This is a genomic window from Streptomyces sp. TAA204, from assembly GCF_000424965.1.
This window is the reverse complement of record NZ_AUKW01000009.1, coordinates 160,201-175,074: the sequence shown is the minus strand read 5'-3', so window position 1 is coordinate 175,074 and position 14,874 is coordinate 160,201. Positions and strand designations below refer to the sequence as shown.

Here is a 14,874-nt window from a genome sequence, read left to right as displayed (position 1 = left end):
GGACGCTCCCCGCCTCACATGCCTGGACCGCGAACCGTGTGAGGAAGACCGAGAGCGAAGAGCGGTCCTTGAGTGGAGGGATGTAGGTTCCGGCCATGACCGGTGACTGGCGGACGGACCGGATCGGGACTGCGCGGAGGGGCGAGAACCCGACCGTGCTGCGACGGCTGACGTCCGGATTCGCGGTGATCGGGGATGTCCAGTTCCTGCCCGGGTATTCGGTGCTGCTCGTCGACGATCCCGATGTGCGGCGGTTGTCGGACCTGCCGAAGGCAAAGCGGCTGTCGTTCCTGTCCGACATGGACCAGCTCGGTGAAGCGGTCGAGCGTGCCTGCCGACGGCTGGACCCGGCCTTCCGACGGGTCAACCTGGAGATCCTCGGGAACACCGACCCGTTCTTGCATGCGCATGTCTGGCCCCGGTTCGAGTGGGAGCCGGCCGATGTGGTGGGTGCTCCGGTGTGGCTCTATCCGCGTGAGCGCTGGAGTGACGAGCAGTTCAGGCTCGGTCCGCAGCATGACGTGCTGCGAGATGCGATCGGCGGCGAACTGGACCGGCTGCGATCGGCGCCCTGAAGCCGCCGGGCCGGCGGGCCGGCGGCCGTGACCGGTGATGGCCGGCCGAGGCCGGTGCGGCCCGGATCGTGATCCTCCCGGCTCGCCTCAGCGCCAGGAACTACTGTCGCGAAACATGGTCGAACACGATGCCCTCAGTGCCACCCGCGAGGCCTACGACGCTGCTGCCCCCACCTATGCACAGCTGTTCCGCGACTCGCTGCGTGACAGTCCCCTGGACCGGGCGATCTTGGGCGCCTTCGCCGAAGTCGTACGTGCGAGCGGGGACGGTCAGGTCGCGGACCTGGGGTGCGGGCCTGGCCACATCACCGCTCATCTGGACGAGTTGGGGTTGACGGCGTTCGGAGTTGACGCCTCGCCGGCGATGATCAAGCTGGCTCGACAGAGCTATCCGGGTCTGCGGTTCGACGTGGGCTCGATGGCCGCGTTGAACATCTCCGACGGCGTGCTGGGCGGCGTGCTCTCACGTTGGTCCATCATCCACACTCCGCCGCAGGAACTGCCTGTCATCTTGGCGGAGTTCCACCGTGTACTGGCGCCCGGCGGTCACCTCCTGGTCGGCGTTTCGGCAAGCGACGATCCGTCCCGTCCGACGCAGGTCTTCGATCACGCAGTCGCGCCGGCCTACCGGTGGTGGCCTGATCATCTCGCCGCGATGCTGCGCAGGTCCGGGTTGGCCGAGGTGGCGCGGATGGTTCGCGAGCCTCAGCCCACAGACCGGCGGCAGTTCCAGGAGGTTCAACTGCTCGTCCGCAAAGCGCAGGAAGGGGCTGTCCGGCCGCACGCACAACCGCGCGAGACCGCCCCCGCAGCCTGACAGGCCACTAGCGCAGTTCCCCCTTCAGCATGCCCATCGCGAACTGGTCGTACCACCGTCCGTCCCGGTGGAACACCTGTCGCAGCCGGCCCTCTTCGACGAAGCCGACCTTCCGGTAGATGTGGTGCGCCGCATGGTTCTCCGTGACCACTGACAGGGAGATCCTGTGCAGCCGCATGGTGTCGAACCCGTATCGGCACATGGTGCGCAGCGCGTCCGTGCCGCAGCCGCGGCCCCAGTGGTCCTTCTCACCGAGGTAGATGTCCAACTCGGCGCACCCCACCTCCGGTTGCGCATCCCGCAGGCGCACCAGCCCGATCAGTGCTGCGTCTTCCCGCACTTCGATCCCGTACAGCGTGTCCCCGTACGTGTTCGGCCCCCGGGTCTCGAGACGTTTGCGCACCTCCTCCAGGTGCTGGTCGTAGTACGCATCCATCCAGCGCATCACTTCGGGGTCGTTGTTCCACCGCCACAGAGACTCCGCGTCGGACGGCGCCAGTGCGCGAAGGCGTACGAGTTCTCCGGTAACCATGGCGTGCATTGGAGCACGCGTCGTGCGGCGCCTCCACCGGATTCCGCCTCGCGATGTCCCGTCGCTTCCGGTGGCGGTGACGGGCCGGCACTCTGCCGGCGCCGGTCACCGCCCGCCGGGGTCCTAATGCCGGCTCGCCGGCCTTCGTCCCGGAGGCTGCTTCGGTTCGGGGCGGCGGGGCGGTCGGGTCACCTTTCGTTCGCGGGGCTCCTCGGCGATCACCGTGAACCGCTCGCCGTAATGGCAGATCTGCATCGGCGGCCCTTCGACCAAGGTGTACGTGGCGACCGAGTCGCTGATCTCCACGCGCAGCCGCTGCCCCTTCACCTGCACGGTGAAGGCGAGCCGGCTGAGCCGTTCCGGCAGTTTGGGCGCGAACTCGAGGAGGCCGTCGTGGTGGCGCATTCCGCCGAAGCCGGCGACCAGTGCCATCCAGGTACCCGCGAGGGAGGCGATGTGCAGGCCGTCGCGGGTGTTGTGCTCCAGGTCGGCGAGGTCCATCAGGGCAGCTTCGCCCAAGTAGTCGTAGGCCAGGCGCAGATGGCCGACCTCGGCGGCCATGACGGACTGCCAGCACGCCGAGAGGGAGGAGTCCCGCACCGTCAACTGCTCGTAGTACTCGAAGTTCCGGGCCTTCTGCTCGGCGTCGAACATGTCCCCGTGCCGGCACATGGCCAGCACCAGGTCGGCCTGCTTGACCACCTGCTTGCGGTACAGCTCGAAGTAGGGGAAGTGCATCATCAGGGGGTACTGCTCGGGCTTCGTCCCGTTGAAGTCCCACATCTGGTGGCCGGTGAAGCCCGCCGACTGCTCGTGGACGCCGAGGTCCTCGTCGAACGGCATGGCGACGGCGTCCGCGGCGTCCCGCCAGGCGGCGGCCTCCTCGTCGTCGACGCCGAAGGCGGCTGCGGCATCGGGGTGCCGCTCGATGGCGTTCGCCGCCTCCCGCAGGTTCTCCCGCGCCATCAGGTTGGTGTAGATGTTGTCGTCGGCGACGGCGCTGTACTCGTCCGGCCCGGTGACGCCGTCGAAGTGGAACGCGCCCTGGTGGTCGTGGTGGCCGAGCGAGTGCCACAGCCGTGCGGTCTCCACCAGGATCGGCACGCCGGTCTCCCGCTCGAACTCCTCGTCCCCCGTGGCCGCGACGTACCGCACGACCGCGTCGGCGATGTCCGCGTTGACGTGGAAGGCGGCGGTGCCGGCCGGCCAGTACGCGGAGCACTCCGAGCCGTCGATGGTCCGCCAGGGGAACGCGGCTCCGTGCAGGCCGAGTTGCTCCGCCCGGGCGCGCGCCGCGGGCAGTGTGTCGTGCCGCCAGCGCAGCGCTTCGGCGACGGCGCGGGGGGAGGTGTAGGTCAGCAGCCCCAGTACGAACGTCTCGGTGTCCCAGAAGGAGTGGCCGTCGTAGCCGGAGCCGGTCAGTCCTTTCGCGGGGATCGCGCGATGCTCGGCGCGCGCCCCGGCCTGCAGGACGTGGAAGAGGCCGAAGCGCACCGCCTGCTGGATCTCGGCGTCGCCGTCCACCTCGACGTCGGAACGGCCCCAGAAGTCGTCGAGGTAGGAGGTTTGCTGGTCGGCCAGCCCGTCCCAGCCCGTGCTGCGGGCGCCGGCGAGTGCCGCGTCCACCTGGTCGCGGACGGCGGGCAGGGAGCGGACACTCGACCAGCCGTAGGAGACGATCTTCTCCAGCCGCAGCGGTTCGCCGGGCTTCAGCACGGAAGTGATCGTGAACCGGCTGACGTTCTCGCCGCTCTCGCTCGAAGTACGGGTCGTGGCGGGTCCGTCGACGACGTGGTCGGCGGCCGCCGCCACCCGCAGTCCGCTGCGGCGCGTGCAGTGGATCAGGCGCAGCCGTCCGCCCGAGGCGAGGTCCTCCTCCGGGTCGAGCGGTGATTCGAGCGCGGCGGCGGTGCGCGGGTCGCCGGGGACGTGCGGCAGTTGCTCGTTGGCGACGAGTTCGGACTGGATGACGACCCGGACCTCGTCGTCCAGCGGCTCGACCTCGAAGGCGACGGCGGCGATGGAGCGCTGGGTGAAGGAGACCAGCCGTGTGGAGTGCACGCGTACGGTGCTGCCGGCGGGCGAGGTCCACTCGCAGGTGCGCCGCAGCACACCGTTGCGCAGGTCCAGTACGCGTTCGTGGGAGCGCAGCCGCCCGTAGCGCACGTCGAAGGGCTCGTCGTCGACGAGGAGGCGGATCACTTTGCCGTTGGTGACGTTGATGACCGTCTGGCCGGACTCGGGGTAGCCGTAGCCTGCCTCCGCGTACGGCAGCGGGTGCAGTTCGTGCACGCCGTTGAGGTAGGAGCCGGGCAGGCCGTGCGGTTCGCCCTCGTCGAGGTTGCCCCGCCAGCCGACGTGCCCGTTGGACAGGGCGAAGACCGATTCGCTCTGCGGCAGCATGTTCAGGTTCAGGCCCGTCTCGCGCAGCGTCCAGGGTTCGCAGGCGTAGGTGCGCTGGGTGATCATGTGCGGTCCTCCGGCTCTCGGCGTCCGATCAGTTCGGCGAGGTCGTCGACGACGGTGTCGGCGCCGTGCCGGCGGAGCGCGTCGGCCTGGCCGGCGCGGTCGACGCCCACGACGTGTCCGAAGCGGCCCGCGCGGCCTGCCTCCATGCCGGCCAGGGCGTCCTCGAAGACGGCGCAGGCCGCGGCCTCCACGCCGAGGTCGTGTGCCGCGGCGAGGAAGGTGTCCGGTGCGGGTTTGCCGGGGAGCTCGCGTTCGGACGCCACCACACCGTCGATCCGAACTTCGAACAGCTGCTCGATGCCGACCGCGGCGAGGATGTCTCGGCAGTTGGCGCTGGAGGAGACCACGGCCGTACGCAGGCCCGCCTCGCGCACCGCGTCCAGATAGCGCAGCGAGCCGGGGTACGCCTCGACGCCGTCCTTGTGGATCTTCGACAGGAGCAGTTCGTTCTTCCGGTTGCCCAGCCCGTGCACGGTCTGTGCGCCGGGGGAGTCCTCCGGTGAGCCCTCGGGCAGCTCGATGCCGCGGGAGGCGAGGAAGGTGCGTACGCCGTCGGCCCGTGGCCGTCCGTCGACGTACTCGTCGTAGTCGCCGCGCTCGAACGGGCGGTAGCCGTCACCGTCCCGGCGCCGCAGGAAGTCGTCGAACATCTCCTTCCAGGCGGCCGCGTGCACCACGGCCGTCCTGGTGAGCACACCGTCGAGGTCGAAAAGGCAGGCGCGGACGCCGTGGGGCAGACCCAGCTTCGTCATGGGAGGCCGAGTCCCCGTCCCGTGCTGTCCGCATGCCTCCCGCGCGTGCGATTCGCTGCCGCGGTATCGGCCATATGCAGCAGCGCGTGCCCCGGGGGCGCGTGCCCGCCCCCGGGGGGGCCGGTCTCAGCCGAGCAGTTCGATCTGGGCGAGCGTGGCACCGCCGGCGGGCACGAGCCGGTACTGCCTGTACGCGCCGGGGTCGCGGACCTCGAAGACGCGGGTCTGTCTGTCCCACTTGAAGGACTCACCCCTGCGCCGGTCCACCTCCCGCCACTTCTCCCCGTCGCGGGAGCCCTCCAGGACCCAGCCCCGCGGTGCGTCGTCCTTGTCCGCCGAGGTGAGCGTGTAGGAGGTGACGCGCTTGCTCCGCGAGTCGCGTTCGATCTCCAACGCGGCCCGGGAGAAGGAGGATTCAGTCGCGGAAGTGTTGTCCAGCAGAGGATCGTCCTTGTCCGGCACGGTCAGGTCGCCGGGCGGTGAGGGCACCCGGCCGTCCTTCGTGATCGAGGACGGGGCGTTCTTCTCGCCCGTGCCCCACCCGGACGGCTCCGGGCCCATGTCGAACTCCAGGGTGCCGCCGCGGGCCAGGAGCTTGTGGGGCAGTGAAGTGGACTTCCACGGCTTGCCGTTGACCCGCAGCCCCTGCACGTACACGTTGCGGGCGCTGTTGCGGGGAGCCTTCACCACCAGGTCCTTCCCGTTCTCCAGGTGGACGGTCGCCTTGGTGAACAGCGGTGAGCCCACGGCGTATTCGGGCGACCCCATCACCAGGGGGTAGAAGCCCAGCGCGCTGAAGACGTACCACGCGGACATCTCGCCGTTGTCCTCGTCGCCGGGGTACCCCTGGCCGATCTCGCTGCCGAGATAGAGGCGGGAGAGCACGTCACGGACCTTCTCCTGGGTCTTCCAGGGCTGTCCGGCCGCGTCGTAGGTGTAGGCGATGTGGTGGGAGGGCTGGTTGCTGTGCCCGTACATCCCCATCCGTACGTCACGGGCCTCGGTCATCTCGTGGATCACGTCGCCGTAGGAGCCGGCGAACTCCTTCGTGGCCGTCTCCGGCGTGGAGAAGTAGGTGTCCAGCTTCTTCGCGAGACCTTTCCGGCCGCCGTAGAGGTTGGCGAGTCCCTTGGTGTCCTGCGGGGCGGTGAAGGCGAAACTCCAGGCATTCGTCTCGGTGTAGTCGTGCCCCCACACACGCGGGTCGAATTCGCCCGGCGGAAGCCGCCACCGGCCGTCGGCGTTCTTGCCCTGGAAGAATCCGACATTGTCGTCGAAATGCTTCACGTAGTTGCGGGCCCGGCCGAGGAAGTATTCCGATTCCTCCTTGTAGCGGCGCTCACCGGTCTTCTCGTACAGGGAACTGCCCATACGGGCGATGCCGAAGTCGTTGAGATATCCCTCCAGCGCCCATGACATGCCTTCCTTGGTCCCGGTGCTGGTCCAGCCCAGGAACGGGGAGGTGCTCATGCCCTTCCGGCCCACGCCCGGGTCCGGCGGTGCGACGGTGGCGTTCTTCACCGCGGCGTCGTAGGCGGCGCGGGCGTCGAACTTCACCCCTTTCCGGTACGCGTCGGCGAAGGCGACGTCGGAACTCGTGCCGGTCATCAGGTCCGCGTACCCCGGTGAGGACCACCGTGAGATCCAGCCGCCGTCCTTGTACTGCTGTACGAACCCGTCGGCCATCTTCCCCGCCCGCCCGGGTGTGAGCAGTGAGTAGGCGGGCCAGGTGGTACGGAAGGTGTCCCAGAAGCCGTTGTTGACGTAGACGTCGCCGTCGACGATCTTCGAGCCGGTGTGCGTCGGGGTGTCCTCGCCCGTGGGCTCGGCGAACGGACTGGCGTAGCGCGTACGTGAACCGACCTTCTCCGAACCGGAGTTGGGGTAGAGGTAGAGGCGGTAGAGGCTGGAGTAGAGGGTGGTGAGCCGGTCTCGGCTCGCACCCTCCACCTCGATGCGGCCCAGCAGGTCGTCCCACTGGCTCCGGGCGCGGTCGCGCACCTCGCCGAACGAGGCGCCGGCGGGTATCTCCCGTGCCAGATTCGCCTTCGCCTGATCGACGCTGATCAGGGAGGTGGCGATGCGCATGGTGACGGTGCGGTCGGACCCGGGGTCGAAGCGCAGATAGCCCGTGACGTCCTTGCCGCCTCCACCGCCGAGCCTGCCGCCGCCGGTCACCGAGGAGTCGAACTCGGCGTGGACGAACATGCGGGTGGCGCCCGTCGACAGCTTGCTCCTGACGTCGGAGAAACCGGTGACCGTGCCCTTCTTCTCGTCGAGGGTGAGCCCGCCCCGGTTGTCGACGTTGTCGAAGATGAGGCTCGCGTCGTCACCGGGAAAGGTGAAGCGCATCATCGCGGCGTGGTCGGTCGGGGTGATCCGGGTCTCGATGCCGTTGTCGAACTCGACGCCGTACTGGTGCGGCCGGGCCGTCTCGTTCTCGTGGCGGAAGGGGAGTTCACGGGCGGAGCGTGAGGCGTCCGGTTCGCCCTGGGCGGCCGACGGCATGACCTGGAAGGTCTGCCGGTCGCCCATCCAGGGGCTGGGCTCGTGGCTGGCGCTGAACGCCTGCAGGGTGGGGCGGTTGTCCTCGTTGTTCTTGCGCGCGTACTCGTAGAGCCAGTCCGTGGAGCCGGCGTCGGTCACCGGCGTCCAGAAGTTGAAGCCTCCGGGGACCGCGGTCGCCGGGAAGGTGTTGCCGCGCGAGAACTCGCCGCTGGAGTTGGTGCCGCGGGTGGTCTCCACGTAGTCGGACAGGTGCGCCGGGCGCTTCTCCGGGGGCTCGGGAGCCAGCGAGACGTCGTCGACCCAGCCGCGGAAGTCGCTGCCGCCCTTCGGGGAGTCGTAGGCGAGGAGAATCCTCTCGACCGTCTTGCCCGCGGCGACAGCGCCGATCCGCGACTCGCGGTGGTTCCACTGGTTCGCGGAGAGTGTCTTTGCGGCGGCCTGGCCCTGCGGCGTCAGCTCCGCGCCGTGCTGGTCGGTGGCGCCGAGGTCGCTGAGGTAGGTGCCGTCGGTGAAGGCGAGATCCAGGGAGGCGTGTGTGGCCGGGTAGTCGGGGTCGGTCTCCGGCAGTTCGGGGAAGAGTCTGTACGCGAGGGAAGTACGGGCGCCGACCTCGATGTTGACGTCGAAGACCCGGTTGTAGGAGTAGCCGCGGCCGCTCGCGGTGTGGGTGCCCGCGTAGCGCAGGGAGCGCTTGCCGGTGAAGCCCGCGCCGTCCTTGGCGGTGGGGGTGTCGGTGGGGCCGGTGCCGGTGCTGCTGCTCATTCCGGCCGCGCCGGCACCGGACTCGACGCCGGAGGTCTTCTTCTCGCCGTCAGGGGTGGTCTCGACGCTGTCCGACCAGTCGGGGGCGGGGTCGTCCGGTTCGAAGGAGGAGCTGAAGCTGTGGGCGGGGCCGGGCTGCGGCGGTGCGGCGACCGCGGCGCCCTGGGCGGTCATGACGAGCAGCGCGGCGGCGAGAAGCGCCAGGTTGCGGGCGGTTCGCGGACGGCGGAGGGTGCGGTGCGCCGTTCCGCCCGGTCCGGACCGTCTGCCGTGTGGGTGTCTGTGCCGCACGTGTGACCCTCTCCCCGAGGTTGACATCGTTGTCCCCTGATGGCGCAGAGCCCCAGTAATGTCCGTGAGCCGTGTGGTGTCAAGAGCGCCTCGTGGGCGGGTGCCGCCTGCTGGAGCCCGGGTGGCCCGGCCGGAAGGCTGCACGGACGGACCACCCGGAGATTCAGAGCCAGCCGCGCTTGCCGGCGATGCAGGCCGCGTCGAAACGGTTGCGGCCGCCCATCTTCTTTATCGCGCTGGAGGTCAGATTGCGTACGGTCCCCGGGGAGAGGAACAGCTCGGCCGCTATCTCCCTGATGGGGGAGCCGTCCGCGGTCAGGCGGAGCACTTCGCGCTCCCTGTCGCTGAGGGGCCGCTCCTGGGCGGAGGGCTCGTCCGTCAGTGCGGAGGAGGACTCGGGGCCGGTGTCCAGACCGCGTATCGCGCGTACGAGCTGGGTCAGGCTCGCGTCGTCCGGCACGAAGCGGAAGACTCCGCTGGCCGGAGCGTGGTCCCTGGTGCTGCGGGTCGGGTCCGCGCCGATGATGGCGACCCCGCATCCGGGGGCGGCGGCGCGCAGTTCGTCCGCGAGGGAGAGGTCGTCCTCGCCGCCCGTGCCCGAGCCCAGAAGGGTGACGGAGGGCAGTACCCGCAGAACGGTAGGAATCAGGTCTTTGCTGTCATTGACGATCTCGACGACTTCGAAGTCGCGGACCTGCTTGAGTGTTTCGGCGATAGCTTCCGAAAAAAGACGTCTCTCTTCGCCGATCACGATACGAGTACTCACTTGTAAAGGCCCCCGTCAGGCTCTCAGGTCAGTAGCCCTGCGCGGTCGTACAGTTCCATATTGAAACAAGACCGGTCAAGCATGTGTCGGCTTCTTTCCTCCGGACTGGGCTTGGATATATGGCTATGTCCGGTTTGAAGCGGACATTCTGCGGCCGTTGAACGCTTTCAGTTGTCGATACCAATTGCAATTTCTTGTGAAGATCAAAACTCCGGAAAATGCGGGCAGGCGCGGTTCATTTGCAGGTCGCTGCCGCAATGCCGGTAATGGTGAATGCAGGTGTTCGGGACCCGTGAAACCGCTGGTGGAGGCGGTGCCGGAGGGTCGGAGGGGGTGACCGGCGGTATGTTCGCCCTCGCCTCCGTGGCCGCCCGCGACGGCTCCGGGCACCGCCGGTCAAGGGCTTCCGGGCGCCTTCAGGCGCGGAAACCGGACATCGTCCGGTGGAACAAGTCCCTTACGGTGCAAGCCGGTTGGTTCCGGTTCCGATTCCGGTTCAGGCACCGGTTCCGGTGCCTGCCTCCGACCGCAGGATGTCCTCGACGGTGATCGGCATCTTCCGGAAGCGCGTGCCCGTCGCATGGTGCACCGCGTTGGCGATGGCCGCGTTCGCGCCCACCTGGCCGATCTCGCCCACGCCTTTGACCCCGAGCGGGTTGACGATCCGGTCCTCCACCTCGACGAGCTCGACCTCCACATCGGGCACGTCCGCGTTGACCGCGACCAGATAGCCGGTGAGGTCCGAGTTGACCCAGCGTCCCGTGCCCGGGTCCATGTGATTGGACTCCAGCAGCGCCTGCCCCAGCCCCCAGAGCATTCCGCCCATGAGCTGGCTGCGCACCGTCTTGGCGTTGAGCACCCGCCCCGGAGCGAACGCGCCCGTCATCCGCCGTACGCGGACCAGCCCCAGCTCCGGATCGACGGCCACCTCCGCGAACTGGGCCCCGAAGGTGAGCAGCCCGTACGGGGTCTCCGGCCCGGGAGGGTTCCACGCGCCCGGAGCCTCGGCGTCCGGCTGCTGGTGGCGCCGCAGCAGATCCGTGTACGACTCCGAGGAGGAGCCCGCCGTCATCACACCGTCCCGTACGACGACGTCCGCGGGGTCCGCGCCGTGCAGCGGCGAGGTGCTGTCGCGGACGGCCTGGGCGACGAGCTGGTCGCGCAGAGCGGTCGCGGCAAGGTGCACGGCGGCGCTGATCATGCCCGCTCCGGCGGATGCGACCGCGGCGGCGATGTGCGGGAAGTCGCTGTCGCCCTTCTCGAACCTGCAGCGCCCGACCGGTACGGCCAGCGCGTCGGCGGCGACCTGCGCCATCACGGTGGCCACGCCCGTGCCGAACTCCGGTGTGGCGGCCTGCACGACGACGCTGCCGTCCGCGTACAGGCGGGCGCGGGCGCGCTGCGGCGTGTGCGGCGGGACGACCGGGTAGCAGGCGGCGGCCATGCCGGTGCCGATCAGCCAGTTCCCCTCGCGGCGGGAGCGGGGCCGGGGATCACGGTCGTACCAGCCGAAGCGGGTCGCCCCGCGCTCGTAGCACTCCTCCAGGCCGTTGCTGGACCACGGGTTGCCCGAGGCGGGGTCGACGAAGGCGAAGTTGACGCGCCGCATCTCCAGCGGGTCCAGGCCGAGGCGTTCGGCGAGTTCGTCCATGGCGCACTCGAGGGCGAACATGCCGGTCGCGTCACCGGGCGCCCGCATGAAGGTCGGCGTCATGGTGTTGGCGCGGACGAGGCGGTAGAGGCCCTCGTAGTTCGGGCAGGCGTACATCTGCGACGCCGCGTTCAGCGACGGCTCGGCCCACTCGTCGAACGGGGAGGTGGGCGAGAGCTTGTGGTGGCGCAGTGCCGTGAGCCTGCCCTCGCCGGTGGCGGCGAGCGTGAGGTGCTGCTCCTGCTCCTCCCGGTGGCCGTGGGAGGTGAACGTCTGCTCGCGGGTGAGCGCCAGCTTGACCGGCCGGCCCACCTCGCGGGCGGCCAGCGCGGCGAGTGCCGGATGGTGCCAGACCATGGCCTTGCCGCCGAAGCTGCCGCCGACGTAGTGGCTGATGACGCGGACCTTGGACAGCGGGAGGCCCAGCAGCGCGCAGACGGTGAGCTGCGTGGCGTTGACCCCCTGGGTGGCGTCGTGGAGGACCAGTTCGTCGCCCTCCCACAGGGCGGTCGTCGCCGAGGGTTCGAGGGAGTTGTGATGGTTGGCGGCGTACGTCCAGGTGGTCTCCAGCCGCACGTCGGCCTGTGCGAGCCCCGCTTCGAGGTCGCCCCGCTCCGTCCGGCCCGGGAGGAACCCGGCGAAGATCGCCTCGGGTTCCCAGGCCTGGTCGCGGCCCTGCTCGACGGTGGTAAGGGAGGGCGACTCCTCGTAGGTGACGCGCAGCAGCGCCGCCGCGTGCCGGGCGCGCTCGTGCGTGTCGGCGACGACGAGGGCGATGTGCTGGCCCGCGTAGTGGACGGTGGCGTCCTGCATGGGGAAGAAGGTCTCCCCGGGTGCGGGGCCGCCGGCGAGTGAGGGCAGCAGGGGCGGCTGCACGGAGATCCGGGGCAGGTTCTCGTGGGTGAGGACGGCCAGTACGCCCGGCTCCTCCCGGGCGGCCGAGGCGTCGATGCCGGTGACGCGGCCGGCGGCGACGCGCGCTCCGACGAGGAAGCCGTAGGCCATGTCCGGAGCGGTGACGTCGCAGGTGAAGCGGGCGGCGCCGGTGACCTTGGCGGGGCCGTCGACCCGGTCGAGCGGTGCTCCGACGGCCCCGGGGGCCGCGGCGGCAGTGCTGCCGGCGGTCATGACGGGCTCCCGTTCGCCGTGAGGGTGTGCAGGACTCGTACGATCGCGCGCTGTGCGAGGTCGACCTTGAAGGCGTTGTCGGCGGTGGTCCGTGCGTCGGCCAGCTCCGTACGCGCCGCCGAGGCGAAGTTCTCCGCCTCGGTGCGCGCCCCGAGCAGGACGCCCTCGGCGCGGTGCGCCCGCCAGGGCTTGGTGCCCGCGCCGCCCAGGGCGAGCCGTACGTCCGCGATCGTGCTGTCCACCAGGGAGAGCGCCGCCGCGACCGAGACCAGGGAGAACTCGTAGCTCTCCCGGTCCCGGACCTTCAGGTAGAGCGACCGGCGCGCGACGGGCGCGTGGGGCACCTCGACCGCGGTGACCAGTTCGCCGTGCTCCAGGGGGTGTTCGCGGTGCGGCGTGTGGCCCGGCGTGAGGAAGAAGTCGTCGATGCCGTAGGTGACCTCGCCGCGCGGGCCGAAGGTGTGGACGCGCGCGTCGAGGGCCGCCAGGGCAACGGCGAGATCGGAGGGGTGCGCCGCGATGCAGTGCTCGCTGGTGCCCAGCACGGCGTGGCCGCGGCTGTACCCGGTCAGGGCGGAGCAACCGCTGCCCGGTTCCCGCTTGTTGCAGGGGGAGGCCGTGTCGCGGAAGTAGGAGCAGCGCACGCGCTGCAGCAGGTTCCCGCCGATGGTGGCCATGTTGCGCAGCTGGGGGGAGGCGCCCGACTCCAGGGCCTGGGAGATCACCGGGAACTCTTCCCGAACGAGGGGAGAGGCGGCCGCGTCGCTCATCCGGGTCAGCGCCCCGATGCGCAGCCCGCCGTCCGGCGCGTGGCCGACGCCGGTCAGCGGCAGGTCGTTGATGTCGACGAGGCGGCGCGGGGTGAGGACGTCCCGGCGCAGCAGGTCGACCTCGGTGGTGCCGCCGGCGAGGAAGTCGCTCGTGGGGTCGGCGCTGACGGCCGCGACGGCGCCGGCGGCGTCGGTGGCGCGCGCGTAGGTGAGGGGCCGCACGGGGTACCTCCTGGCTGGGGGGTTCGGGGCTTCAGGGCTCGCGGTGCCGGGCTTCGTCGCGGACCGCGCGGATCGCGGACCGGATGTGCGGATAGGCGGCGCAGCGGCAGAGGTTGCCGCTCATCCACTCCTTGATGCCGTCGTCGTCATCGGCGTGGCCCTCCTCCAAGAGCGCCACGGCGGACATGATCTGGCCGGGTGTGCAGAAGCCGCACTGGAAGGCGTCCTCGGCGATGAACGCCTGCTGCACGGGGTGCAGTACGCCGTCCGGGGCGAGCCCTTCGACGGTGGTGATCTCCTTGCCCTCGCAGGTGAGGGCGAGGGTCAGGCACGCCAGTACGCGACGGGAGTCCACCAGTACGGTGCACGCTCCGCAGGCGCCCTGGTCGCAGCCCTTCTTCGCGCCCGTCAGGCCGAGGTGTTCGCGCAGGGTGTCGAGCAGGCTCACCCGCGGCTCGATCTGTGCGGAGTGCCCGGATCCGTTGACCCGGAGGGTGACGGTCACCGGGCCCGGGCCGCGTTCCTCGAGGGCCGGGCCGTGCTGCGTGAGCGCGGAACCGCCTGCGGACATGCGCACCTCCGAAGATCGCTGCGGGCTGCATATCCTAGGTAACTCCGACAAAAGGAACATACGCGCATCGCGGGTTGCGGCCGGATCCTCCTCACGGGCGGTGTGGGGCCCGTACGGCCCGGGGAACCTCCCGGTGCGGCGCGTCCGGCGCCGGTGAGGGAGTGACGGGGGCGATGGGGAGTGACGGGGCCGATGGGGGACGGAAGGACGGCCGGGCCGGGGGGCCCGCCGGATCTGAGGATGGACCAGCCGCACGCCGCCCGCATCTACGACTTCTACCTGGGCGGGAAGACCAACTACCGGGCGGACCGCGAGGCCGGTGAGAAGGTGCTGGCCGTCTGGCCGGCAGTGCCTGTCGCCGCGCGCACGAACAGGGCCTTCATGCACCGGGCCGCCCGGGTGCTCGCGCGGGAGTACGGGCTGGACCAGTTCCTCGACATCGGCACCGGGATACCGACCGAGCCGAACCTCCATCAGGTCGTGCAGAGCGTGAATCCGCGAGCGCGCGTCCTCTACGTCGACAACGACCCCATCGTGCTCGCCCACGCACGCGCTCTGATGGGCGGTTCACCCGAGGGCCGTACGGCCTGTCTGCACGCCGGAGTCACCGAGCCGGACGTCATTCTGCGCTCGCCCGAAATGACGCGCACGCTCGACCTCTCCCGCCCCGTCGCGCTGAGCGGGGTGGCGCTGCTGCACTTCGTTCCGGACGACTCGGACGCCTACGGCAGCATCGCGCGCCTCGTCTCCGCGCTGCCGTCCGGCTCCGCGCTGGTCCTCTCCCACGGGACCGGCGACTTCGAACCCGAGGCCATGTCGCGGGTCGCCCAGGTCTACGAGAGCGGCGGAACAAGAGTGCGGGCACGCAGCAGGGAGGAGTTCGCGCGGTTCTTCGACGGGCTGGACCTCGTCCGGCCGGGCATCGAGGTGCCGCACCGGTGGCGTCCGGACGAAGGGGGCTGCCGGCGCGTCGGCAGCGGGCGCGACGTCGCCGCCGACTCCGAGGTCGGGCTGTGGGCGGGGATGGCCCTCAAGCGCTGAGGGCGGAGTGTCCGGCCCT

Annotated in this window: 11 protein-coding genes; 3 read left to right on the top strand and 8 right to left on the bottom strand. The window is 70.2% G+C overall.

The window, feature by feature from the left end; all coding sequences use genetic code 11:
* Window positions 1–95 precede the first annotated feature (95 nt).
* Window positions 96–575 (top strand): diadenosine tetraphosphate hydrolase, encoded by a 480-nt coding sequence (locus tag H343_RS0115410; protein WP_028431883.1) that lies wholly within the window; start codon window positions 96–98, stop codon window positions 573–575.
* A 115-nt stretch (window positions 576–690) separates the two neighbouring features.
* The gene (locus H343_RS30840) at window positions 691–1,392 is read left to right on the top strand and encodes a class I SAM-dependent methyltransferase (RefSeq protein WP_051265303.1); all 702 of its coding nucleotides are present in this window, start codon (window positions 691–693) and stop codon (window positions 1,390–1,392) included.
* Between the two features lie 7 nt (window positions 1,393–1,399).
* On the opposite strand, the gene H343_RS0115400 is transcribed toward H343_RS30840, so the two are convergent.
* The 8 genes from H343_RS0115400 to H343_RS0115365 form a co-directional block, all read right to left on the bottom strand.
* A complete protein-coding gene (locus H343_RS0115400; protein ID WP_028431882.1) occupies window positions 1,400–1,924 on the bottom strand; it encodes a GNAT family N-acetyltransferase in 525 nt (174 codons plus the stop codon).
* Window positions 1,925–2,047: 123 nt separating this feature from the next.
* Window positions 2,048–4,393, bottom strand: a complete 2,346-nt coding sequence (locus tag H343_RS0115395; protein WP_028431881.1) for a glycosyl hydrolase family 65 domain-containing protein — start codon at window positions 4,391–4,393, stop codon at window positions 2,048–2,050.
* Window positions 4,390–5,145, bottom strand: coding sequence for a beta-phosphoglucomutase family hydrolase (locus tag H343_RS0115390; protein ID WP_028431880.1), 756 nt, complete (start codon window positions 5,143–5,145; stop codon window positions 4,390–4,392). The genes H343_RS0115395 and H343_RS0115390 overlap by 4 nt, the downstream gene beginning before the upstream one ends.
* Window positions 5,146–5,271: 126 nt before the next feature.
* Window positions 5,272–8,589 carry a GH92 family glycosyl hydrolase gene (locus H343_RS0115385; RefSeq protein WP_486586923.1) on the bottom strand — a complete coding sequence of 1,106 codons (3,318 nt, stop codon included), beginning with the start codon at window positions 8,587–8,589 and terminating at the stop codon, window positions 5,272–5,274.
* 280 nt (window positions 8,590–8,869) lie between these two features.
* Entirely contained in the window at window positions 8,870–9,472 is a 603-nt protein-coding gene (locus H343_RS0115380; protein ID WP_028431878.1) for a response regulator transcription factor, read from the bottom strand.
* 496 nt (window positions 9,473–9,968) lie between these two features.
* Window positions 9,969–12,251, bottom strand: coding sequence for a xanthine dehydrogenase family protein molybdopterin-binding subunit (locus tag H343_RS0115375; protein WP_028431877.1), 2,283 nt, complete (start codon window positions 12,249–12,251; stop codon window positions 9,969–9,971).
* On the bottom strand, window positions 12,248–13,243 hold the full coding sequence (locus H343_RS0115370) for an FAD binding domain-containing protein (RefSeq protein WP_028431876.1): 996 nt from the start codon (window positions 13,241–13,243) through the stop codon (window positions 12,248–12,250). The genes H343_RS0115375 and H343_RS0115370 overlap by 4 nt, the downstream gene beginning before the upstream one ends.
* A gap of 31 nt (window positions 13,244–13,274) precedes the next feature.
* Window positions 13,275–13,814: a (2Fe-2S)-binding protein gene (locus H343_RS0115365; protein ID WP_028431875.1), complete on the bottom strand. Its 540-nt coding sequence runs from the start codon at window positions 13,812–13,814 to the stop codon at window positions 13,275–13,277.
* A gap of 240 nt (window positions 13,815–14,054) precedes the next feature.
* On the opposite strand from H343_RS0115365, the gene H343_RS0115360 reads away from it, so the two are divergent.
* The gene (locus H343_RS0115360) at window positions 14,055–14,855 is read left to right on the top strand and encodes an SAM-dependent methyltransferase (RefSeq protein ID WP_037903852.1); all 801 of its coding nucleotides are present in this window, start codon (window positions 14,055–14,057) and stop codon (window positions 14,853–14,855) included.
* Window positions 14,856–14,874 lie beyond the last annotated feature (19 nt).